This is a genomic window from Streptomyces sp. CB02400, from assembly GCF_001905725.1.
Lineage (GTDB): Bacteria > Actinomycetota > Actinomycetes > Streptomycetales > Streptomycetaceae > Streptomyces > Streptomyces atrovirens.
In genome coordinates this window covers 177930-200017 of the sequence record NZ_LIWB01000008.1, presented here as the reverse complement: position 1 = coordinate 200017, position 22088 = coordinate 177930, and the positions used below count along the sequence as shown (strand labels likewise).

Genomic DNA, 22088 nt, shown 5'->3' with positions numbered 1-22088 from the left:
CCGGACGGGCTGAATGGTGCCGGACGGGCTGGGTCGAGCCAGAGCGGGCCGAGTGCAGCCGGAGGGGCTGGAATCAGCCCTTCTGGCGCTGCGAGCGCCAGACCAGGAACAGCGCCGTGGTGAGAGCCGCAGCCCGGACGACCCACGGCCAGGTCTCGGAGATCGCGGCGTTCATATGCCCCTCGGCAATGGGCGTGCCCCAACGCCCCGCCGTCCTCCCCCAGAGCCACACCACACCGCCCGCGAGCGCGAGGCCGGGAAGGATGACCACCGCCCATTTGATCTCCGCCTGGGTCAGGCGACGGGAGGCGTAGGCGATGAGCCAGCCCAGGATCAGGGCACGCCAGTCGCCGATCACGGTCCCCGCGACCAGCAGCCCGGCGGCGAGCAGGAGCAGGGGGTTGCTCCAGCGTCCCGACGGCAGGCGCGGAAGGAAGCGGCGGCGACGGGAAGCGGCGGGCTCCTCCTCGGCCTCCGGCGCGGCGGCCGGCTCGGCCGGCGTTTCCTCCCTCTCCTTCGCCGGGGGCGGCTTGAGGAGTTCGGGGATCTCGACCCCGCCGACGAAACCCGGCACCTCGTCACCGATGCCGAACGCGCTGTTGTCCACCCGCCACCAGTCGGGCTGGGTGGCACTGTCGCCGAGTTCGTCCGTACCGGCCCGGTGCGGCGGGGACGGTACGTCGGCGGGGGCGGGACTGCTGTCCGGCACCCCGGCAGGGCGGGGGCGGGGGACGATCCGGCGCAGGACACCCTTGGGGCGGTCGGCACGAGCGCCATCACGGGCGTCGCCTCGGACATTGTCGCGGGCGTCGCCGCGCGCGTCCTCGCGGGCGCTGTCACGGGCGTCCTCGCGAGCGTTGCCGCGGCCCCCCGCGCCGCCCTTCCGCTCCCGCTGCACCGGCACAGCGGCAGGCGGCGCAGCGGCGGCGGCGCCCGGAGCGGCAGCGGCAGAGGTGTCCTCGGCCGCCGTGACGACCTCGGTCGGCGTGCCGATGCGGGAGATGATGCGGCGGACCGCCGCGGGCGAATCGACCACGGCCTTCGCCCGCCGCCGGTCGATCTCGTCGCGCAGCTCGGCGACCAGCCGCATGCGGGCCGCCGACGGCAGCTGCCGCTGCTGCGCCACGTCGCCGACGCGGCTCAGATACTCGTAGACGACCTGGTCGCTCTCGATACCCACGAAGTCCCCTCCGGGACGGATGCGTCGGGACACCGTCGCCCGACGGTACCGCGAGTGGGGCCGGCCGACCCAACTCCCGGCACGCCACCGGCGTACCCACCCGCTAACGTGAGGCGGATGAGCACCGAGGAGAAGCCCGCGGCGGCCCCCCGATCCCTCGCTGAGGCCCTCCGGGGGCGGGACGACGTGGCGCTGGCCGCGCTGCTGCGCAGCCGGCCGGACCTCATCACGCCCGTGCCCACCGACCTCACCCAGCTCGCCACCCGCGCCGGCACCCGCGCCTCGGTCGTACGGGCGCTGGAACGGCTGGACCGGTTCACGCTGCAGACGGCGCAGGCGCTGGCCGTGGCGGCGGATCCGGCGTCGTACGACGAACTCCTCGGGCTGATGGCGGGCGACGACCGCGACCCGGCGGTCTCCGCCGCGCTGCCGCACGCGCTCCGCGTGCTGCGCGAGCAGGCGCTGGTGTGGGGCGGTGACGACCGGCTGCGGCTGGTGCGCACCGCCCGTGAGCTGCTGGCGCCGTCGCCGCAGCACCCCTCGCCGACCGGGCTCGGGCCGACCGTACGGGAGGCCACCACCGGGATGTCGCCGGGGCGGATCCAGGAGATCGTGGCGACGGCGGGACTGCCGTCGACGCACGACTCGGTGTCCGCCGTGGCCGCTCTGACCGCCCTGTTCGACGACCCGGCGCGGATGTCCGCGCTGCTCGACGAGGCACCGGCCGAGTCCGTGGAGGTGCTGGAGCGGCTGGTCTGGGGGCCGCCGTACGGGCAGGTCACCGCCGATCCCGCGCCCCGGCTGCGCTGGCTGCTCGACCGGGGGCTGCTGCTGCCGACGGCACCCGGGACGGTCGTCCTGCCGCGCGAGGTGGCGCTGCGGCTGCGGGCGGGGCGGGCGCACCGGGCGGTGGAGCCGTCGCCGCCGCCCGTCGAGGCCGCCGCCACACACCGTCCGCAGGTGGTGGACGCGACGGCGGCCGGGCAGGCGTACACGGCGCTGGCGACGGTCGAGGAGCTGCTGAAGGACTGGCACGAGGGCGGCCCGGCGGTGCTGCGGGCCGGCGGGCTGAGCGTGCGGGACCTGAAGCGGACCGCCGCCGCCCTGGACGTGCCCGAGCCGGTGGCCGCGTTCTGGGTGGAACTCGCCTACGCGGCCGGGCTGCTGGCCTCCGACGGGGAGGCCGACGAGCGGTACGCGGCGACCCCGGCGTACGACGAGTGGCGCGAGCGGCCGGACGCGGAGCGGTGGGCGCACCTGGTCACGGCGTGGCTGGCGGCGACCCGGACGGCGGGGCTGGTCGGCGGGCGGGACGCGAAGGACCGCACGCTGTCGGCCCTGGGTCCGGGCCTGGACCGCTCGGCGGCCCCGGAGGTACGGCACAGGGTCCTGACCCTGCTGTCCGGGCTCCCGGAGGGAACCGCACCGGCCCCGGAGTCGGTCCTGGCACGCCTGCGCTGGGAACGCCCGCCGCGCGGAGGCGGGCGGGGCCCCGCCGGTGCGCCTTTTCCAGCGGCGGAGAGCGCTCGCCAGGCACCTGGCGGCACGACGGCGGGGGCCGGTCGCGGCGCGGGCGCCCCGGCGGCAGGGAGCCCACCCGGCGCGGAGGGCGCCCGCTGGGCGGGTGTGCCGGCGGCGGAGGGCGCTCACGGGGCCGGTGGTGCGGGAGCAGGGGGTGCTCGTGGTGTGTACGGCTCCGTCGCCGGAGGTGTCCGCGGGGCGGAGGGGGCCCCGGGGGCGGGGGACGGTGAGGATCTGCGGGCGCGGGTCGCGCGGTGGACGCTCTCCGAGGCGGAGATGCTCGGGGTCACCGGGCGTGGCGCGCTGTCCGCGCACGGGCGTGCGCTGATCGGCGCGCCCGCGGCCAGGCGGGCGGAGGCGGAGCCCGAGGGGCCGGGCGACAAGCTGCCCGTGCACCACCGGCCCGCTCCGGTACCGGTGCCGCTCTCCCCCGCCGAGCAGGCCACGGCCGCCGCTGCCGCCGCCCGCCTGCTCGCGCCGCTGCTGCCCGAACCGCTGGACCACGTGCTCCTCCAGGCCGATCTGACGGCGGTGGCGCCGGGCCCGCTGGAACGGCCGCTCGCCGACGTGCTGGGGGTCCTCGCGGACGTGGAGTCGAAGGGTGGCGCGACCGTCTACCGGTTCACGCCCGGCTCGGTACGGCGCGCACTCGACGCCGGGCAGACCGCCTCCGACCTGCACGCCTTCCTCGCCGCGCACTCCCGTACGCCGGTGCCGCAGCCGCTGGCGTACCTCATCGACGACGTGGCCCGCAGGCACGGGCACCTGCGGGTGGGTGCCGCCTCGGCCTACGTCCGCTGCGACGACGACGCCGTGCTCAGCGAGATCCTCGCCGACAAGCGGGCCGCGGGGCTGGGCCTGCGCCGGCTGGCCCCGACCGTGCTGGCCGCGCAGGCCGGTCCGGCCGGCCTGCTGGAGGGGCTGCGCGCGATGGGGTTCGCGCCGGCCGCCGAGTCGGCGGAGGGCGATGTGGTGATCGCCCGCGCCGACGCCCACCGCACCCCGCCACGCACCCCTCCCGCGCCGGTCCCGGACGGGCCGCCGGTCCCCGACGACACCCTGCTCACGGCGGCGATCCGCGCCGTCCGCGCCGGCGACCTCGCCTCCACCACCCCGCGCAAACCGGCCGCCGGGAGCGAGCCGGGCCACGGGGAGCCGCCCCGTACGACCGCCGCCGAGACCCTCGCCACCGTGCAGGCCGCCGTTCTCACCGGCGAGGCGCTGTGGATCGGCTACGTCAACGCCGAGGGCGGCGCCAGCCAGCGCGTCATCGCCCCGGTCCGGGTCGAGGGCGGCTTCGTCACGGCGTACGACCACACCGCGGACGAGGTCCGTACGTATCCGCTGCACAGGATCACGGGGGTCGCGGAGCTGGCGGACGACGAGCGCTGAGCCGTTCGGGTGTACGACGGACTTCATGCACGCCACGCCGGGACGTTCCCCCTGATGAGCGAGGTTGTGGGGCGTCGCGCATCCCGCGGCGGGCCGTTGGGCAGCCACCGGATGTCCTGAACGGGCCCGGAAACCACCGCGGTCCGTTCGCACGCAACAGAAAGGAAGTCCCATGCGTGCCGTTCGTCGCGTCGCCGCCGTACTGACCTCCACGGCCGTGCTGCTCGGAGCGTTCGCCGCCGAGGCCGCCGCGGTCGGGATCGACCTCGGCGGGGGTGTGACCTTCTGACACCTCCCGTGTCCTGACACGTTCCGTGTCCTGACTCGTCTCGCGTTCTGATCCGTTCCGTTTCTCGTTCACGGCGGGCCGGTCCCTCGTCCCCGGGACCGGCCCGTTCCCGTCGTCCGAAGAAGTCCGAAGAAGTCCGAAGAGAATGAAGGGTGTCCCGTGCCTTCCTTGTTCCGTGCGGTGGCCGTCTGTCTCTCCGTTCTCGCGCTCGTCGCGGTGCTCACCCCGGCCGCCGCCGCGCTGCCGTTGCCGATTCCGGCCGCCGGAGGGGGGCCGCTCCTCGGCGAGGGGGTGTCCGTCGAGGGGCCGCTGGTGAACAACCTCACGCTGCCCGCGCTGATGTAGCCCGGTCCGCTCGGGACCGTGAGCGCGTGCGATCGGGCAGACTGGAGGTTTGGCCGAAGTGCCCGTGCCGAGCCCGTCGCAGAAAGGCAGCCGCGCGTGAATGGTCCGCTCATCGTCCAGTCCGACAAAACCCTGCTCCTCGAAGTCGACCACGAGCAGGCCGACGACTGCCGTCGTGTCATCGCGCCGTTCGCCGAGCTGGAGCGGGCGCCCGAGCACATCCACACCTACCGGGTGACCCCGCTCGGCCTGTGGAACGCGCGGGCGGCCGGGCACGACGCCGAGCAGGTCGTGGACGCGCTGGTGCAGTACAGCCGCTACCCGGTGCCGCACGCGCTGCTCGTCGACATCGCCGACACCATGGACCGCTACGGCCGGCTCAGCCTGCACAAGCACCCGGCACACGGCCTCGTCCTCACCAGCACCGACCGGCCCGTGCTGGAAGAGGTGCTGCGCTCCAAGCGCATCGCGCCGCTCGTCGGTGCCCGGATCGATCCCGACACGGTGGTCGTGCACCCCTCGGAGCGCGGGCAGATCAAGCAGACGCTGCTGAAGCTGGGCTGGCCCGCCGAGGACCTCGCCGGGTACGTGGACGGTGAGGCGCACCCCATCGAGCTGGTCGAGGACGGGTGGGCGCTGCGCCCGTACCAGAAGCAGGCCGTGGAGAACTTCTGGCACGGCGGCTCCGGTGTGGTCGTCCTGCCCTGCGGCGCCGGCAAGACGCTGGTCGGCGCGGGTTCGATGGCGCAGGCGAAGTCGACCACGCTGATCCTGGTCACCAACACCGTCTCGGCGCGGCAGTGGAAGCACGAGCTGGTGCGGCGGACCTCCCTGACGGAGGACGAGATCGGCGAGTACAGCGGGACGCGGAAGGAGATCCGCCCCGTCACCATCGCCACCTACCAGGTGCTGACGACGAAGCGGAAGGGGATCTACCCCCACCTGGAGCTGTTCGACTCCCGTGACTGGGGCCTGATCCTCTACGACGAGGTGCACCTGCTGCCCGCGCCGGTCTTCAAGTTCACCGCCGATCTCCAGGCCCGGCGGCGGCTCGGCCTGACCGCGACCCTGGTGCGCGAGGACGGCCGCGAGTCGGACGTGTTCTCGCTGATCGGCCCGAAGCGGTTCGACGCGCCGTGGAAGGAGATCGAGGCGCAGGGCTACATCGCCCCGGCCGACTGCGTGGAGGTCCGGGTCAACCTCACCGACTCCGAGCGGCTGGCGTACGCGACGGCGGAGCAGGAGGAGAAGTACCGGTTCTGCTCGACGACGGCCACCAAGCAGAAGGTGACGGAGGCGATCGTCCGGCGGTTCGCGGGGCAGCAGATCCTCGTCATCGGGCAGTACATCGACCAGCTCGACGAGCTGGGCGAGCATCTGGACGCGCCGGTGATCAAGGGCGAGACGTCGAACGCGCAGCGGGAGAAGCTGTTCGACGCGTTCCGGGAGGGCGAGATCAACGTCCTGGTGGTGTCCAAGGTCGCGAACTTCTCGATCGACCTGCCGGAGGCGACGGTCGCCATCCAGGTGTCGGGCACCTTCGGGTCACGACAGGAGGAGGCGCAGCGGCTCGGCCGGGTGCTGCGGCCCAAGGCGGACGGGCACCAGGCCCACTTCTACTCCGTGGTCGCCCGGGACACCATCGACCAGGACTTCGCGGCGCACCGCCAGCGGTTCCTGGCGGAGCAGGGGTACGCGTACCGGATCATGGACGCGGACGAGCTCCTCACCGACGGCTGACCGGTCACCCCTCGGGCAGGTTGAACACCAGCACCAGGACGAACAGCCAGGGCAGCAGCGACAGGCCCGCCAGCCAGACCCGCGGCACCGACCAGCGGCGGGTCCAGGGCAGCAGCCAGGAGGCCAGCCAGGCGCCGCCCGCGAGGACGCCGCCGAAGAACAGGGTTCCGAAGATCACGTTCAGGGCGGTCGTCAGCGCCTGCGAGCAGTCGTCGGGTCCGCAGCTGTCGGTCGCCATGACGGACAGCCCGCCGAACAGGAACGCCACGGGGGCCAGCAGTGCCCCGAGCACGGTCGCGACGGTGGGCGCCACCCAGGCGCGGGGGTCCCGCTCGGCCCGGTACTGCCAGGCGGACGGAACGGGGGCGGCGGCGTGGTGGTGGCTCATACGGCCAGTGAAGCGGCCGGGCGGTGACCGGCACACCGGCGCGGGTACTCAGCGGGACGCGTCCGCGTACTCAAACGCCGAGGGGCGGCGTGCACCGACGCGGTGTCGGAGTACGCCGCCCCTGGAGCCGAGGCGCGGGACACGGTTCGTCCCCTCATGGGGCTACTTCGGGTCCTGGTCGAACCTGGCGGCCGACCAGAAGTAGCCGAGCACCGCCAGTCCCAGGCACCAGGCCACGGCCAGCCATCCGTTGTGGCCGATCTCCGTGCCGAGCAGCAGCCCGCGCAGGGTCTCGATGGCCGGCGTGAAGGGCTGGTACTCGGCGATCGGCTGGAACCAGCCCGGCATCCCCTCGACCGGGACGAAGGCGCTGGACAGCAGCGGCAGCAGGATCAGCGGCATCGCGTTGTTGCTGGCGGCCTCGGCGTTCGGGCTGATCAGGCCCATGCCGACGGCGATCCAGGTGAGCGCCAGGGCGAACAGGACGAGCAGCCCGAACGCCGCCAGCCACTCCAGGGCGGTGGCGTCCGTGGAGCGGAAGCCGATGGCCACGCCGACGGCGCCGACGAGGACCACGCTCGCGACCGACTGCAGCACGCTGCCGATGACGTGCCCGATGAGCACGGAGCCCCGGTGGATGGCCATGGTGCGGAAGCGGGCGATGATGCCCTCGGTCATGTCGTTGGAGACGGAGACCGCGGTGCCGATCGTGGTGGAGCCGATGGTCATCAGCAGCAGGCCCGGCACGATGTAGGCGATGTACGCGGACCGGTCCGCCCCTCCGTCCCCGAGGCCGGCGCTCATCGCGTCGCCGAAGATGTAGACGAAGAGCAGCAGCAGCATGATCGGCGTGAGCAGCAGGTTCAGCGTCATGGACGGGTAGCGCCGGGCGTGCAGGAGGTTGCGGCGCAGCATCGTGGACGAGTCGCGCACGGCGAGGGCGAGGTTGCTCATCGGACGGCCTCCTTGGGCTGGGCGGGGACGGCGGCGCCGCCGGTCAGGGCGAAGAAGACGTCGTCGAGGTCGGGGGTGTGCACGGTCAGTTCGTCCGCCTCGACGCCGGCGGAGTCGAGCAGGTCGAGTACGGCGCGCAGTTCGCGCTGGCTGCCGTCGCTGGGGATCTGGAGGGTGAGGGATTCGTCGTCCCTGGTCGCTTCACGCAGGGCGGAGGCGGCGGACCGGTAGCCGGCCGGGTCGGTGAAGCGGAGCCGGACGTGTCCGCCGGGGACGATCCGCTTGAGTTCGTCGGCGGTGCCCTCGGCGGCGATCGTGCCGTCGTGCAGTACGGCGATGCGGTGGGCGAGTTCGTCGGCCTCCTCCAGGTACTGGGTGGTGAGGAAGACCGTCACCCCGTCGGCGACCAGCCCGCGGATGATCTGCCACATGTTGTGGCGGGAGCGGGGGTCGAGGCCGGTGGTCGGTTCGTCGAGGAAGATGATCCGCGGGTCGCCGACCAGGGTCATGGCGATGTCGAGGCGGCGCTTCATGCCGCCGGAGTAGGTGGAGGCGGGCTTCTTCGCGGCCTCCACCAGGTCGAACCGCTCCAGCAGCTCGGCGGCCACCCGCCTCCCCTCGCGCTTGGGGAGATGGTGCAGGTCCGCCATGAGGAGCATGTTCTCCTCGCCGGTGATCAGGCCGTCCACGGCGGAGAACTGACCGGTGACGCCGATCGCGGCGCGCACGGCCCGGGGGTCGGTGGTGAGGTCGTGGCCGCCGACGCGCAGGTCGCCCGCGTCCGCGGTGATGAGGGTGGAGAGGATCTTGACGACGGTGGTCTTCCCGGCGCCGTTCGGGCCGAGCAGGGAGAAGATCGTGCCTTCCGGGACGGTCAGGTCGACGCCGTCGAGGACGGTCTTGTCGCCGTAGGACTTGCGCAGCCCGTTCGCCGCGATGGCCAAGCCGGTCATGGGGTTTCTCCTTTACGGGCCTTTACGGGCCGCTGGTCTACAGGCTGCGGGCGGTGATGTCGCCGTAGGCGGTGGTCGCGTGGACGGTCAGGCCGGCGGCGGCGCCGTCGGCGTTCTTGAGCGTGTTGTGGACCCGGCCGTAGCCGGTGCCGGCGTCGAGCGAGGCGGAGACTCCGCGGGCGGCGCCGACGGTGATGTCGCCGTGCTCGGTGCGCAGCGTGACCGTGCCTCGCACGGCCTCGGTGACGCGGATGTCGCCCTTCTGGGTGCTGATCTCGGCGGGGCCGCCCAGGCGGCCGACCGAGATGTCGCCGGCGAGGACGGCGAGGCGGGCGCTCGCGGTCTCGTCGAGCTTGACCGGGCCCTGCGCGCCCTCGAAGACGACGTCGCCGAGCCGTCCGACGCCCCGCAGCTCCGCGCCGGCGGCCTTCGCCTCGACGTGGGAGCCGGCGGGCAGCTGGACGGTGATCTCGACGGATCCGGACGGGCCGAGGATCTGGTTCTTCGCCGGCGGGCCGTCGATCCGCAGGACTCCGCCGCCGTACTCGACCCTGGTCTGCTCCGCCGCCTTCGTGTCGCGGCTCCTCGTGGCGTCCGCGGGCAGGACCTCGACCACGGTGTCGGCCCGGTCGGCGGCGATGAACCGGATGCGGCCGGCGGGGACGTCGAGGACGACCGAGACGGGGGTGGGGGTGTCGAACTGCATCGTGCGCTCCTTCGGGTTGTCGTTTCTGACACCGGAAACGCTACGTTGCGTTCATGGATACGGCAACAAGCTCGTTGCGTAGAAAATCTATTTACGCAGTTCAGCGCGGCAATATCGTTGCAACAGATTGGAATCTAACGCAACAAACGAACTCGGCTCGTTGCAATGAATTGAGAGTGAACGCTATGCTGGAGCCATCACGGACCACGGAGGGGATCGCGTTGCCAGGAGGCAGGCTCACCCAGCAGGAACGTCAGCAGATCGCACTGGGGCTGGCCGACGGGCTCGCCTACGCGGAGATCGCCAGACGTCTCGACCGCCCCACCTCGACGATCACGCGTGAGGTGATGCGCAACGGCGGACCCACCGCCTACCGCGCGGACCTGGCCCACCGCGCCACCGAACGCCGCGCCCACCGGCGCAGACAGGCCGCGGCGCCCAAGGGGGCGAAGGCGCTCCCGGAGGAGCACGGACGCGACGCGGAGGCCGTGCGCGAGTACGAGGAGACGCTCACCACCGTCTTCATAGCGTCGGGCACGCCCAAGATGATGGCCAAGGTCATGGCCTGCCTGACCCTCACCGACACCGGCAGCCTCACCGCCGCCGAACTCGCGCAGCGCCTCGAGGTCTCCCCGGCGTCCGTCTCCAAGGCGGTCACGTTCCTGGAGAGCCAGGGGCTCATCCGCCGGGAACGCGAAGAAGGCCGCCGTGAGCGCTACGGCGTCGACGACGACATCTGGCACCAGTCGATGATGGCCAGCGCCCGGTCCACCGCCCAGGTCGCCGAGACCTCACGGCAGGGCGTCGGCATCATGGGGCGCGGCACACCGGCCGCCACGCGCCTGGAGAACATCGCCCGCTACCTCGACTTCATCTCGGAGGCGATCACCCGCGCCGCCGAGCAGGCCCGCGAGGTCCTTCACACGAAGCCCGGAACGACCCCGGACGGCACGGACGAGTGAGGGGCGCCGCCTACTTGCGGCGGACGCCCGCCTCCTCGGCGTACTCGCCGAGGAGGACCACGTCGAAGGCGGCGCCGAAGAACACCTTCACGGCGCGCAGGGCATCGCCGAGGCGGTGCGGGTGACCGCCCTGGATCGGGGTCGCGCCGGTCGGCCGCACCGGCGGGGTGGTGGGGTTGATGGTCGCTGCGCTCATGTCTCCATGGTTGCTCTCCGGCCGCGGTACGGGCATCGGTCGAAGGGACCGGTCCGCGGGCCCTCCGTGTACGTCTCCGGGGCGACCCGTACCTCTCAGGCAGGAGCTCCCGCCCCTAGGGGGCGAGGGGCGGGGGATAAATGGTTTGGAGCGCACCGGCCCGGCGCCCTAGAATCTCCGCTCTTGCCCGCCTCCCCTCACGGAGCGCCGCCGTCCGGACGGAAACCGGCCGGTATCTCGCAGCAACCTCAGCAGCAGTTCTCCCGGAGGCACACCCTTGTCCGCGTCCACACCGGTAGACGAGCCCGTAGACGGTCCCACGACCACCCCTGCGGACGACCCGCTCGCCCGCGAACGCTCCCACCTCGCCGCGTCCCGTTCCGCACTGCGCGCCATGCGCGAGGACGTCGAGGCCCTCGACATCAGCGACGTCACGGCGAACTGGGTCAACGCGGCCGCGCTGGCGCACCAGATCGAGGAGCGCGTCAAGGCGCTGGCCGACCTCAGCGACACCCCGCTGTTCTTCGGCCGCCTCGACTATCTGCACTCCCCCGGCGCCGAGCAGGCCGAAGGCGCGGAGGGCGAAAGCTTCTACATCGGGCGCCGGCATGTGCACGACGCGGACGGCGACCCGATGGTGATCGACTGGCGTGCGCCGGTGTCCCAGCCGTTCTACCGGGCGTCCAAGAAGGACCCGCTGGACATCGCGCTGCGCCGCCGCTTCGGCTACACCGGCGGCGACCTCACCGCGTACGAGGACGAGCACCTCTCCGACCCGGCAGAGGCGGCGACCACCAGCAAGCTGCTCCAGCAGGAGATCGAGCGTCCGCGCGTCGGCCCGATGCGGGACATCGTCGCGACGATCCAGCCCGAGCAGGACGAGATCGTACGGTCCGGGCTGTCGGGCAGCGTGTGCGTGCAGGGAGGTCCCGGTACCGGGAAGACGGCCGTCGGCCTGCACCGGGTCGCCTACCTCCTCTACGCCCACCGCGAGCGGCTGGCCCGCACCGGCACGCTGGTCGTCGGGCCGAACCGTTCCTTCCTGCACTACATCGAGCAGGTGCTGCCCGCGCTGGGCGAGCTGACGGTCGCGCAGGCCACGGTGGACGACCTGGTGGCGCACGTGGAGGTGCGCGGGACGGACGACGCGCCGGCGGCGGTGGTCAAGGGCGACGCCCGGATGGCGGAGGTCCTGCGCAGGGCCCTCTACGCACACGTCACGATGCCCACCGAGCCGGTCGTCGTCGTACGCGGTTCACGCCGCTGGCGGGTCCCGGCGTACGAACTGGAGGAGATCGTCCGGCAGTTGCTCGACCGCGACATCCGCTACGGGGCTGCCCGCGACGCCCTCCCGCAGCGCATCGCGCACGCCGTGCTGGTGCAGATGGAGCGGGCGGGCGAGGCACCGGACGACCGCGTCCAGGACGCGGTGGCCCGCAACAGCGCGGTGAAGGCGGCGGTGAAGACGGTCTGGCCTGCCGTGGACCCGGCGAAGCTGGTGCTGCGGCTGCTGAGCGACCCGGAGTTCCTGGCGGAGCACGCGGAGGGCCTGCTCGACGAGCAGGAGCGGAAGACGATCCTGTGGGCGAAGCCCGCCCGTTCGGCGAAGTCGGCGAAGTGGTCGGCGGCGGACGCGGTGCTGATCGACGAGGCGACAGACCTCGTCCAGCGCACGCACTCCCTCGGACACGTGGTGCTCGACGAGGCGCAGGACCTGTCCCCCATGCAGTACCGCGCGGTGGGCCGCCGCTGCACGACCGGTTCGGCGACCGTCCTCGGCGACCTGGCCCAGGGCACCACGCCGTGGGCGACGCGCAGTTGGGACGAGGCCCTGCTCCACCTGGGCAAACAGGACGCGGCGATCGAGGAGTTGACGGCCGGTTTCCGTGTCCCGACGGACGTCATCACCTACGCCTCCCGGCTCCTCCCGCACATCGCGCCGGGTCTGACCCCGGTGGCGTCGATCCGCGAGAACCCGGGCTTCTTCGAGGTCCGCCGGTCCGAAGGAACGGACGACGTGGTCTCCGCGTGCCGCGAACTCCTGCGCAACGAGGGCTCGGTGGGCCTGATCGCGGCGGACCCCCACATCCCGGACCTGGCGAAGGCGCTGACGGCGGCGGGCATCGCCTACATCGCCCCCGGCGAGGAAACAACCCACGAGACCCGCCTGACCCTGGTCCCGGCCTCCCTGGCGAAGGGCCTGGAGTACGACTACGTACTCCTGGACGAACCCCGCGCGGTGGTCGCCGCCGAACCGGACGAACGCACCGGCCTCCGCCGCCTCTACGTCACCCTGACCCGAGCGGTATCAGGCCTGATCGTCACCCACAACGCCCCCCTACCGGACCAGCTGACGTAGCCTCCTCACCGCCCCCGCGGGCAGCCGCCGCTCCCCGCGATCCGCGGACAGCCGCCGCCGCTCCCCACGATCCGCGGGCAGTCGTGCCGCAGGGCGGCACGGGTGGGCGCGACGGCACCCCGCAAGCGCCGGGCCGCGCGAACACCCCCCGCCCAGCCGCAACCCCACCCAGCGGCAACCCCGCCCAGCCCGACGCCCGGTGACAAGGCAGCGAACGCTCAGCCCCCCAGCACCCGCCGCCACTCGGCGACGGCCTCCGCCGACACGGGCCCGGCCCACCCCCCGGGGCGAGCCGCCCCACCGATGTGGAACCCATCGATCCCCGCATCCAGCAGCGTCGGCACATGCTCCAACCCCAGCCCACCCCCCACCAGCAACTGCTGCTCGTACCCCGGCTCCCCCCGCCGCCGAGCCTCCGCGAGCAGAGTCGGCATCCCCACTCCCACGCCCTCGGCCGCCCCGGCCGTCAGGTAGGTGTCCAGCCCCGGCACCCCGTCAAGCTGCTTGCGCAGAGCATCCCGGTCGGCGGCCCGGTCGATCGCCCGGTGGAACGTCCACCGGCACCCCTCCAGCACACAGGCGACCCGCTCCACCGCCCCCAGATCCACATCACCGTCCGGATCGAGGAACCCGAGCACGAACTCCTCCGCCCCGGCCTCGCGCATCTCGCACGCGGCACCCACCAGCCGCTCGACGTTCCCCGCGGCGAACCCGTCCGCCAGCCGCAGCATCACCCGCGCCGGAATGTCCACGGCCGCCCGGATCCCCGCGACGGTCGCCGCCGAAGGCGTCAGCCCGTCCGCCGCCATGTCGGTCACCAGCTCGAGGCGGTCCGCACCTCCGGCCTGGGCGGCCACCGCGTCCTCGACGTCGAGGGCGATCACCTCCAGGACTGCACGCTTGCTCATGGGACCCCATTCCTCGGCATCAGACGGCGACTACAGGTCTAGTCCAATCCAAGACTACGCCCGACCGCCCGTCCGAGGCTGCCCCGCCCCTCCGCTTCAGTCCCCGAAAATGTTCAGCTCCGCCGCCTCCACCCCGGCCAGCTCGTACGCGGCACCGTCCACCGGACGCCCCGCGTACAGCCGTACGAGGGTCGGCCCGTCGCCGATGTAGCGGGCCGGTGGACGTTCCCCCGTGGCGTCGCCCAGCCGCAGCGGCTCGTCGGCGTCGTCGAGGTCGGCATGCAGCGGCAGATGGCCCTTCCTGCTGGTCACCTGGCCCAGCAGGGTGAGCGCGTACGGCAGTCCCGCGCCCGCGTACGCCCCCGCCTCCCCGAACGCGACCCGTACGTCCCCGGCGTGCACCCACTCGCCCAGCGCGAGCACGTCCAGCGCCCCGCCCGCCTTGGCGATCACGGGCCCCGCCCCGGTCATCCCGCGCTCCAGCTCGTCCACGATCCGGGCGTTCGTCCACTCGGCCCGCTCGGCGATGTCCCGCTCATTGCTCTCGGGCGAGAAGACCCCGTCCTCGAACCGCCGCTCCAGGACCCGGGTGAACGCGGCCGAACAGTGCGCCAGCACATCCCGCACCGTCCACCCCGGACACGCCGCCACCGGCAGCGCGAAGTCCCCGTCGGCCCTCCCCCGCAGCAACGGGATCAGCGCGTCCCGCTCGACGGCCAGCAGCCGACCGGGCAGTTCGGGGTCTCGTACGTTCCGCACATCCGCAGGAGTCGTCATGCCGCCCACGCTAGTGCGGCGGGGGCCCGCGGCCTACTGGGCGTCGACCTGATGGTCGGCCCAGACATAGCTCACGGGCAGCAGCTCGGCGATGGGGACGGCACGGACGCCCTCGCCCTCCTCCTCGCCGACTATGACCTCGAGCCCGGGAAAGTAGTCGAGCAGGACCTGCCGGCACCGGCCGCACGGAGGAACGACCCCCCGGTCCCGGTCCCCCACGGCGACGATCGTCTCCAGTTCGTGGATCCCCTGAGCCGCGGCCGCGCCGACGAGAACCAGCTCGGCGCAGGGCCCGCCGGTGAAGTGATAGGCGTTCACCGCGGTGACGATCCGCCCGTCCCGGCCGCGGCCGGCGGCCGCCATGGTGTGGTTGTCGCCCCGGCAACGGGTACGAGCGACCTCGGCGGCGGCCTCGACGAGTTCACGGTCGGCGGAGTGGATCTGCGTGGTCATCCCCTCAGTGTGCGGCAGGCGTCGGGAGCCGGGGCGGACAATGGGCCCATGGCCGACACCGACGCCCTGCGTGACCGCTGGCTGCGTGCCCTCCTCCCGGCACGGGACGGCGCGTGCTTCCCCGAGCCGTACCGGTACGCCGACGCACTGCTGCGCCGCTGGTCCGAGCCCCAGCGGCACTACCACACGCTCACCCACCTGACCGCCGTCCTGGACCACATCGACGTGCTGGAGGAGTACGCCGACAACCCGGACGTCGTACGGCTCGCCGCCTGGTTCCACGACGCGGTCTACCTGCCGGACCGGTCCACCAACGAGGAGCGCTCCGCCCGGCTCGCCGAGCGGGCGCTCCCCGAGGCCGGGGTGTCCGCGGAGAAGACCGCCGAGGTCGCCCGGCTGGTGCGGCTCACCGTCACGCACGATCCGGCCGACGACGACCGGGACGGGCAGGTGCTGTGCGACGCCGACCTCGCGATCCTCGCCGCGTCGCCGTCGTCGTACGCCGCCTACACCGCCGCCGTCCGCGAGGAGTACCACTTCGTGCCGAACGACGCGTTCCGCGCGGGACGGGCCGATGTGCTGCGGCAACTCCTCGCCCTGCCGCGCCTGTTCCGTACGCCGTACGGGCGGGAGCACTGGGAGGCCACCGCCCGCTACAACATGCGCGGCGAGCTGGAAATGCTGTCGACCCCGGCCGCGCCGCCCGCCTAGCCTGCCCCGCATGCGTGCTGTGGGAGCGGAACAGGTGGAGGAAGCCGTCGCGGACTGCGTGGCGGCGCTGGGGGCGGTCGCCGACCGGGACTGGACGGGGGTGCGGGCCGGGCGGCTGGAGTGGGACTGCCGGGAGACGGCGGCGCACATCGCGAGCGATCTCATCGCGTACGCGGGGCAGATCGCCGGACGGGCGCAGGACGCGTACGTGCCCTTCGAGATCACCCTCGACGGCAGCGAGGACGGCCTGGACCCCGCCGACAACGCGGGTGCCCTCCAGGTGATCACCACGACCGGCGCCCTGCTCGCCGCCGCCGTCCGCACCACCCCGCGCGCCGTCCGCGCCTTCCACCCGTACCCCTTCGGGCACGCGAGCCGTGAGGGCTTCGCCGCGATGGGCGTCGCCGAGGTGCTGCTGCACACGCACGACATCGCCGAGGGGCTGGGCATCGGCTACGAGCCGCCGGCCGAGCTGGCCGCCTTCGTCCTCACCCGGATCTTCCCGCAGGTCCGGCCCGGTCCCACGCCGTGGCGGACGCTGCTGTGGGCCACCGGGCGCGGTGATCTGCCGGGGCGGGTGCCCGTCACCGAGTGGAAGTGGAGCAACAACCCCGTGCTCCGGTCGGAGCGGCTCCTGCTGGAGGGCGTCACCCCCGCGGTCGCGGCCGAACTGTCCCTCGCCGGTGACGGCGGGTTCCACTGGGTGGACTCGGGTCCGTTCGAGGGGACGCGGGAGGGCGCCGGGATGCTGCTCAAGCAGTACGAGGAGGGTGTCTTCCACCCGGAGTGGGCCATGTACGTACTGGTCCGGCGCGAGGACGACCGCGCGGTGGGCGCGATGGGGTTCCACGGCGTCCCGGACGAGGACGGCGGGGTGGAGATCGGCTACGACCTCTCCGTGGACGCCCGCGGCAACGGCTACGCCACCGAGGCGCTGCGCACCCTGTCGGCGTGGGCGCTCGCGCAGGACGGCGTACGGACGGTGGCCGCCGTGGTCGACGAGGAGAACGTGCCCTCGCAGAAGGTCGTCACCCGGGCCGGTTTCACCGAAGTGTCCCGGCAGGAGGGGCAGATCTCCTACGAACTCCGCGGCTGAGCCGCGCCCTTGCGGCGCCGCAGTCCCGCCCCGTGCAGCAGCCGCACCACCTCACGGCTGCTGACCTCGACCGCCCCCGCGCGCACCGCGTCGGCGTACCGGTGGGCGGGGACGTCGTAGTGGTCGCGTTCGAAGGCGCGGCGGGGGACACCCAGGCGGTCGGCGAAGGTGTGCAGTTCGTCGTAGGAGAGATCGCTGACGAGGTGGGACCACATCCGGCCGTGGCCCGGCCAGGTAGGCGGGTCGATGTAGACGGTCACGAGGGGACCGCTCCGCCCAGCCGGCCCACCGCCGCGACCTTCACGCCCGCCTTGTGGCACACCCAGTGCGGGTCGGGACCGAGTTCCGGCTCCACCTCCAGCGCGTGCGGGTCGCCGGTGCCGCAGACCGGGCACAGCGGCCAGCGCCCGTGCCGCTCCAGCAGGGCGTCCTGTACGTCCTGGGCGACCAGGCCGGCGAGGAACCCGGCGCCGTCCGGCCACTGTTCCACCCACCAGCGCCGGTGCGTGACGGACTCCTCGACCATGGACACCACGTCCGCCTCGGCGACCTCGCGCGCGACCAGGTCGGCGAGCACGAGGGCGCGCGCCGCGTGCAGGGCTTGTTCCAGGGGGCTGACCGGGCGGGGTCCGGGGGCGCCGGGTTCGCCGGGCGGATCGTGGGGGTCCATGCCCCCATTGTGCGCACTCTTGACCGCACGGCCGGAACGAAAATATCTTTCATATTGTGACCCGTGAAGTGAAGGAAATTTTCGGGAACGGTTCGGGCGGCAGTACGCCCTCCCCTCCCGCGCCCGCCGCCCTGGCGGCCAAGGTGCGCACGCTGGCTCCGTCGATGACCCGTTCCATGCAGCGGGTCGCCGAGGCCGTCGCCGACGACCCGGCCGGCTGCGCGGCCCTCACGGTCACCGGACTCGCCGAACTCACCGGCACCAGCGAGGCCACCGTCGTACGCACCGCCCGCCTGCTCGGCTACCCCGGCTACCGCGATCTGCGCCTCGCCCTGGCCGGTCTCGCCGCCCAGCAGCAGTCCGGGCGCGCACCCGCCATCACCACCGACATCGCGGTGGACGACCCCATAGCCGACGTCGTGGCGAAACTCGCCTACGACGAGCAGCAGACCCTCGCCGACACCGCGGCCGGACTGGACACCGTGCAGCTCGCCGCCGCCGTGACCGCCCTGGCCGGGGCCCGCCGCACCGATGTGTACGGCGTCGGCGCGTCGGGCCTCGTCGCCCAGGACCTCACCCAGAAGCTGCTGCGCATAGGTCTGATGGCGCACGCCCACAGCGATCCGCACCTCGCCGTCACCAACGCGGTGCAGCTGCGGTCGGGAGACGTGGCGATCGCCATCACGCACTCCGGGTCGACCGGGGACGTCATCGAGCCGCTCCGGGTCGCCTTCGAGCGCGGGGCGACGACGGTGGCGGTCACCGGGCGCCCGGACGGTCCCGTCACGCAGTACGCCGATCATGTCCTGACCACGTCCACGGCACGGGAGAGCGAGTTGCGGCCGGCCGCGATGTCGTCCCGGACGGGGCAGTTGTTGGTGGTGGACTGTCTGTTCGTGGGGGTCGCTCAGCGGACGTACGAGTCGGCGGCGCCGGCGCTGTCCGCTTCGTACGAGGCGTTGGCGCACCGGCACCGGGCAGCTCGCAAGGGGCCGTAGGGCCGCGCCGCCGTGGTTGACCGCGGGTGGTCTGTGGTTGATCGCGCGGTTCCCCGCGCCCCTAGGTTGGCCGCCCGACCCCAGACCGGAAAGACACCGTCATGACCTCCACCTCCCACCACCGCGACCTCCGTGCCCAGTTGGAGACGCTCACCACCGAGGCGTTCCGGCCCGAGCTGGCGGATGTCGACCGGCTGCCCACCCTCGACATCGCGCGGCTGATGAACGGTGAGGACGCCACGGTGGCCGGGGCCGTGGGTGAGCAGGTGCCGGTGATCGCCGCCGCGATCGACGCCGTCGCCGAACGGATGGCCCGGGGCGGGCGGCTGATCTACGCGGGTGCGGGTACCGCCGGCCGGCTGGGGGTGCTGGACGCCTCCGAGTGCCCGCCGACCTTCAACACCGACCCCGCGCGGGTCGTCGGCCTGATCGCGGGCGGTCCCGACGCCATGGTCACCTCGGTGGAGGGCGCCGAGGACTCGCGTGAGCTGGCCGAGGCCGACCTGGCCGCGCTGGAGCTGACCGCCGACGACACGGTGGTCGGTGTCTCCGCCTCCGGCCGGACCCCGTACGCGGTCGGCGCCGTCGCGTACGCCCGTGCGCGCGGCGCCCTCACCGTGGGCCTGGCCTGCAACCGGGGCAGTGCGCTGGCGGCGGCGGCCGAGCACGGCATCGAGGTCGTCGTGGGCCCGGAGTTCCTCACCGGTTCCACGCGCCTGAAGGCCGGTACGGCGCAGAAGCTGGTGCTGAACATGCTGTCGACGATCACGATGATCCGGCTGGGCAAGACGTACGGGAACCTGATGGTCGACGTGCGGGCCTCCAACGAGAAGCTGCGCGCCCGCTCCCGCCGTATCGTCGCGCAGGCGACGGGCGCGGCGGACGACGTCATCGAGCGGGCCCTGACTGCCACGGACGGCGAGGTCAAGCACGCGATCCTGGTCATCCTGGCGGACGTGGACGGCCCGACGGCCGCCCGCCTGCTCGCGGAGTCCGACGGCCATCTGCGCGCGGCGCTCACCAGGGCGCGGGAGTAGAAGGAATCCGTGGGCGGATACTGGAGAGCACCCGACCCGGAGACGAACCATGAACCACGCGCAGCTCACCGCCCTGGGCCGCGCCCTGCGCGTGCTCGGGGAGCACGGCGAGGCGCTGTCCGGCGACACCCCGGACGCCCGGCTGCACGAAGTGAAGGACGACCTGCGGCGGGCCCTCGACCTGCTGGAGGAGAGCGTCACCACGGCCGCGCCCAGCACGCGCTGCGCCGAGCACCCGACCGGACCGGTCGACGAGAGCGCCCCTGACCTGTGCCTGCTCTGTGAGACCCGGCGCCGCGCCGCCCGCCGCGCCGAGTTCAACGGTCCGGCCCCGCAGTCCCGGCCCGCCGAGCCCGCGCCGTCCCGGTACGGGGTGCGCGGGGACCGGCCGCAGCCGCAGCAGCGCTGGCTGCCGGAGCTGTGGAACGGTCAGACGTGGCAGCTGTGCGGCACCCCGCGCCGGGACCGGCGCGAGGCGGAGCTGTTCGTCGCGGCGCAGCGGCGCGGGCCCCACCCCGCCACGGCGTACCGGATCGTGCACGAGTTCACCGACTACGAGGTGCTGCGCGTGTGGGGAACGCCGGTCAGGACCGACATCGAGCCGATGGCCAACCCCTGACGAACACCCCGCCCCGCGCCACAGGCGCGAAGGGGGTCCGGCCTGAAGGGGCGCGGGGAACTGCGCACGGGGTCTGGGGCGGAGCCCCAGGGACGGGAAGGGAAGGGGCGGCGGGGGCGAGAGAAGGCCCGGACATCCGGCCGGCGCGGACAACCACGACTCCCGGGCCCACCACGACCCCGGACACGGCAACGGCCGCCGCCTCGGGGTTCCCGGGACGGCGGCCGCCCTTCGGTGGCGCCGACCGGCCCTACGCCTTCGACGGCTCCGGCACACTCCCGGTGACGACCGCTTCCTCCGCCCCCGCGGCACGCTGCCGCGGAATGAACGCGGCGATGACGAACCCGAGCAGCGCCGCGCCGACCCCGAGCGCCAGAACCGTACGGAAGGCGTCCTCGGACGGCAGCGCGAACCCGCCGAACCGAGTGGTCATCTGGGCCAGGACGACACCGGCGACGGCACTGGCGACGGAGGTGCCGATGGACCGCATGAGGGTGTTGAGGGCGTTGGCGGCCCCCGTCTCGGAGGCGGGCACGGCGCCCATGATCAGCGTGGGCATCGCACCGTAGGTGAAGCCGATACCGGCGCCGATGACACAGGACGCCAGCACGAAGTGCCAGACCTCGCTCATCAGCAGCACGTTCAGGCCGTACCCGACGGCCACGATCAGGGCACCGATCATGAGCGTCACCTTCGGGCCCTTGGCGCGGGAGACGAGCGCGGAGACCGGGGCCAGCGCCATCATCACCAGGCCGGACGGCGCCATGACCAGACCGGCGACCAGCAGCGACTGGCCCAGGCCGTAGCCGGTCTCCTCCGGGAGCTGCAGCACCTGCGGGATGACCAGGGACATCGAGAACATCGCGAAGCCGATGGCGATCGAGGCGAGGTTGGTGATCAGCACCTGGGGGCGGGCCGTGCTGCGCAGGTCCACCAGCGGCTGGTCGTTGCGCAGCTCGTAGAAGCCCCAGGCCACCAGGATCACGACGGCCGCCGCGAACAGGCCGAGGGTGGTGCCGCTCGTCCAGCCCCAGTCGCCGCCCTTGGAGATCGCCAGCAGCAGGCAGATCAGTCCGGCCGCCATGCCGACCGAGCCGGGCAGGTCGAACCGGCCACCGGTGCGCACCTTCGACTCCGGTACGAGGATCAGCACCAGGACCAGCGCGACCACGCCCAGCGCGGCCGAGATCCAGAAGAGCATGTGCCAGTCGAAGTTGTCGGCGATGAGCGCGGCGATGGGCAGGCCGAGGGCGCCGCCGACGCCGAGCGAGGCGCTGATCATCGCGGTGGCCGAGCCCAGCTTCTCCGCGGGCAGCTCGTCGCGCAGGATGCTGATGCCGAGCGGGATCACACCGGACGACAGGCCCTGCAGGGCGCGGCCGACGATCATCGGGACCAGGGAGTCGCTGAGTCCGGCGACGACGGAGCCGACCACCAGCATGGCCATGCTGACCAGCAGCATGCGGCGCTTGCCGTACATGTCGCCGAGGCGGCCCATGACGGGCGTGGCGACGGCGGCGGCGAGCAGGGTGGCGGTGATGGCCCAGGCGGTGTCCGCGGCGGAGGCGTTCAGGTACTGCGGCAGTTGCCCCACGATCGGGATCACCAGGGTCTGCATCAGCGAGACCACGATGCCGCCGAAGGCCAGTACGGGCACCACGGCACCGGTCTTGGGCGGCGCGGCGGTGCCGGGCGTGGGGGAACGGTCGAGTGCGTCGGACATGAAGGAGGTCTCCGTCGGGACTCAGGCCAATACTTGACTCAGGCAACTTTAAGGCGATTGATTGACTTAAGCAAATTAAAAACGGGGTGACAAGCGGATGGCGCCCCCGCG

General features: G+C 73.0%; 22 protein-coding genes. 10 read left to right on the top strand and 12 right to left on the bottom strand.

Annotation, left to right across the window (positions count from 1 at the left end):
• Positions 1-73 precede the first annotated feature (73 nt).
• Positions 74-1180, bottom strand: coding sequence for a hypothetical protein (locus AMK33_RS20930; protein ID WP_073934416.1), 1107 nt, complete (start codon positions 1178-1180; stop codon positions 74-76).
• A 117-nt stretch (positions 1181-1297) separates the two neighbouring features.
• On the opposite strand from AMK33_RS20930, the gene AMK33_RS20925 reads away from it, so the two are divergent.
• From AMK33_RS20925 to AMK33_RS20915, 3 genes are all read left to right on the top strand, one after another.
• On the top strand, positions 1298-4093 hold the full coding sequence (locus tag AMK33_RS20925) for a helicase C-terminal domain-containing protein (RefSeq protein WP_073934415.1): 2796 nt from the start codon (positions 1298-1300) through the stop codon (positions 4091-4093).
• A gap of 448 nt (positions 4094-4541) precedes the next feature.
• Complete coding sequence (locus tag AMK33_RS42225; RefSeq protein WP_073934414.1) at positions 4542-4727, top strand: hypothetical protein; 186 nt, start codon at positions 4542-4544, stop codon at positions 4725-4727.
• Between the two features lie 96 nt (positions 4728-4823).
• Positions 4824-6467 (top strand): DNA repair helicase XPB, encoded by a 1644-nt coding sequence (locus AMK33_RS20915; protein WP_073934413.1) that lies wholly within the window; start codon positions 4824-4826, stop codon positions 6465-6467.
• A 4-nt stretch (positions 6468-6471) separates the two neighbouring features.
• Here AMK33_RS20915 and AMK33_RS20910 read toward each other — a convergent pair whose 3' ends face one another.
• The 4 genes from AMK33_RS20910 to AMK33_RS20895 form a co-directional block, all read right to left on the bottom strand.
• Positions 6472-6855: a hypothetical protein gene (locus tag AMK33_RS20910; RefSeq protein ID WP_073934412.1), complete on the bottom strand. Its 384-nt coding sequence runs from the start codon at positions 6853-6855 to the stop codon at positions 6472-6474.
• A 162-nt stretch (positions 6856-7017) separates the two neighbouring features.
• Positions 7018-7809 (bottom strand): ABC transporter permease, encoded by a 792-nt coding sequence (locus AMK33_RS20905; protein WP_073934411.1) that lies wholly within the window; start codon positions 7807-7809, stop codon positions 7018-7020.
• A complete protein-coding gene (locus tag AMK33_RS20900) occupies positions 7806-8762 on the bottom strand; it encodes an ATP-binding cassette domain-containing protein (RefSeq protein ID WP_073934410.1) in 957 nt (318 codons plus the stop codon). The genes AMK33_RS20905 and AMK33_RS20900 overlap by 4 nt, the downstream gene beginning before the upstream one ends.
• Positions 8763-8799: 37 nt before the next feature.
• Positions 8800-9468 carry a DUF4097 family beta strand repeat-containing protein gene (locus AMK33_RS20895; protein WP_073934409.1) on the bottom strand — a complete coding sequence of 223 codons (669 nt, stop codon included), beginning with the start codon at positions 9466-9468 and terminating at the stop codon, positions 8800-8802.
• Positions 9469-9689: 221 nt separating this feature from the next.
• Here AMK33_RS20895 and AMK33_RS20890 point away from each other — a divergent pair, with 221 nt between their 5' ends.
• A complete protein-coding gene (locus AMK33_RS20890) occupies positions 9690-10430 on the top strand; it encodes a helix-turn-helix domain-containing protein (protein ID WP_073934549.1) in 741 nt (246 codons plus the stop codon).
• 10 nt (positions 10431-10440) lie between these two features.
• On the opposite strand, the gene AMK33_RS20885 is transcribed toward AMK33_RS20890, so the two are convergent.
• A complete protein-coding gene (locus AMK33_RS20885) occupies positions 10441-10626 on the bottom strand; it encodes a hypothetical protein (RefSeq protein WP_107425167.1) in 186 nt (61 codons plus the stop codon).
• A gap of 277 nt (positions 10627-10903) precedes the next feature.
• Between AMK33_RS20885 and AMK33_RS20880 the strand changes: the two genes are divergently transcribed.
• Complete coding sequence (locus AMK33_RS20880) at positions 10904-12985, top strand: HelD family protein (protein ID WP_073934407.1); 2082 nt, start codon at positions 10904-10906, stop codon at positions 12983-12985.
• A gap of 218 nt (positions 12986-13203) precedes the next feature.
• Here AMK33_RS20880 and AMK33_RS20875 read toward each other — a convergent pair whose 3' ends face one another.
• The 3 genes from AMK33_RS20875 to AMK33_RS20865 form a co-directional block, all read right to left on the bottom strand.
• Complete coding sequence (locus tag AMK33_RS20875) at positions 13204-13893, bottom strand: copper homeostasis protein CutC (RefSeq protein ID WP_073934406.1); 690 nt, start codon at positions 13891-13893, stop codon at positions 13204-13206.
• Positions 13894-13989: 96 nt separating this feature from the next.
• Positions 13990-14670, bottom strand: coding sequence for a maleylpyruvate isomerase family mycothiol-dependent enzyme (locus AMK33_RS20870; RefSeq protein ID WP_073934405.1), 681 nt, complete (start codon positions 14668-14670; stop codon positions 13990-13992).
• A 33-nt stretch (positions 14671-14703) separates the two neighbouring features.
• Complete coding sequence (locus AMK33_RS20865; protein ID WP_073934404.1) at positions 14704-15123, bottom strand: cytidine deaminase; 420 nt, start codon at positions 15121-15123, stop codon at positions 14704-14706.
• Positions 15124-15171: 48 nt separating this feature from the next.
• Here AMK33_RS20865 and AMK33_RS20860 point away from each other — a divergent pair, with 48 nt between their 5' ends.
• Both AMK33_RS20860 and AMK33_RS20855 read left to right on the top strand, forming a co-directional pair.
• Positions 15172-15834: an HD domain-containing protein gene (locus AMK33_RS20860; protein WP_073934403.1), complete on the top strand. Its 663-nt coding sequence runs from the start codon at positions 15172-15174 to the stop codon at positions 15832-15834.
• Between the two features lie 10 nt (positions 15835-15844).
• Complete coding sequence (locus AMK33_RS20855) at positions 15845-16930, top strand: GNAT family N-acetyltransferase (protein ID WP_235618150.1); 1086 nt, start codon at positions 15845-15847, stop codon at positions 16928-16930.
• On the opposite strand, the gene AMK33_RS20850 is transcribed toward AMK33_RS20855, so the two are convergent.
• Positions 16912-17190 carry a DUF4031 domain-containing protein gene (locus tag AMK33_RS20850; protein WP_073934401.1) on the bottom strand — a complete coding sequence of 93 codons (279 nt, stop codon included), beginning with the start codon at positions 17188-17190 and terminating at the stop codon, positions 16912-16914. The genes AMK33_RS20855 and AMK33_RS20850 overlap by 19 nt on opposite strands.
• Positions 17187-17600, bottom strand: coding sequence for a hypothetical protein (locus AMK33_RS20845; RefSeq protein WP_073934400.1), 414 nt, complete (start codon positions 17598-17600; stop codon positions 17187-17189). Before AMK33_RS20845 ends, AMK33_RS20850 begins: the two co-directional genes overlap by 4 nt.
• 56 nt (positions 17601-17656) lie before the next feature.
• On the opposite strand from AMK33_RS20845, the gene AMK33_RS20840 reads away from it, so the two are divergent.
• The 3 genes from AMK33_RS20840 (at position 17657) to AMK33_RS20830 (ending at position 20254) form a co-directional block, all read left to right on the top strand.
• Complete coding sequence (locus tag AMK33_RS20840; RefSeq protein ID WP_073934399.1) at positions 17657-18598, top strand: MurR/RpiR family transcriptional regulator; 942 nt, start codon at positions 17657-17659, stop codon at positions 18596-18598.
• Positions 18599-18699: 101 nt separating this feature from the next.
• Positions 18700-19635 (top strand): N-acetylmuramic acid 6-phosphate etherase, encoded by a 936-nt coding sequence (gene murQ, locus AMK33_RS20835; RefSeq protein ID WP_073934398.1) that lies wholly within the window; start codon positions 18700-18702, stop codon positions 19633-19635.
• A 49-nt stretch (positions 19636-19684) separates the two neighbouring features.
• Complete coding sequence (locus AMK33_RS20830) at positions 19685-20254, top strand: hypothetical protein (RefSeq protein ID WP_073934397.1); 570 nt, start codon at positions 19685-19687, stop codon at positions 20252-20254.
• 250 nt (positions 20255-20504) lie between these two features.
• Here the strand turns inward: AMK33_RS20830 and AMK33_RS20825 are convergent, their stop codons facing one another.
• Complete coding sequence (locus AMK33_RS20825; RefSeq protein ID WP_073934396.1) at positions 20505-21977, bottom strand: MFS transporter; 1473 nt, start codon at positions 21975-21977, stop codon at positions 20505-20507.
• Positions 21978-22088 lie beyond the last annotated feature (111 nt).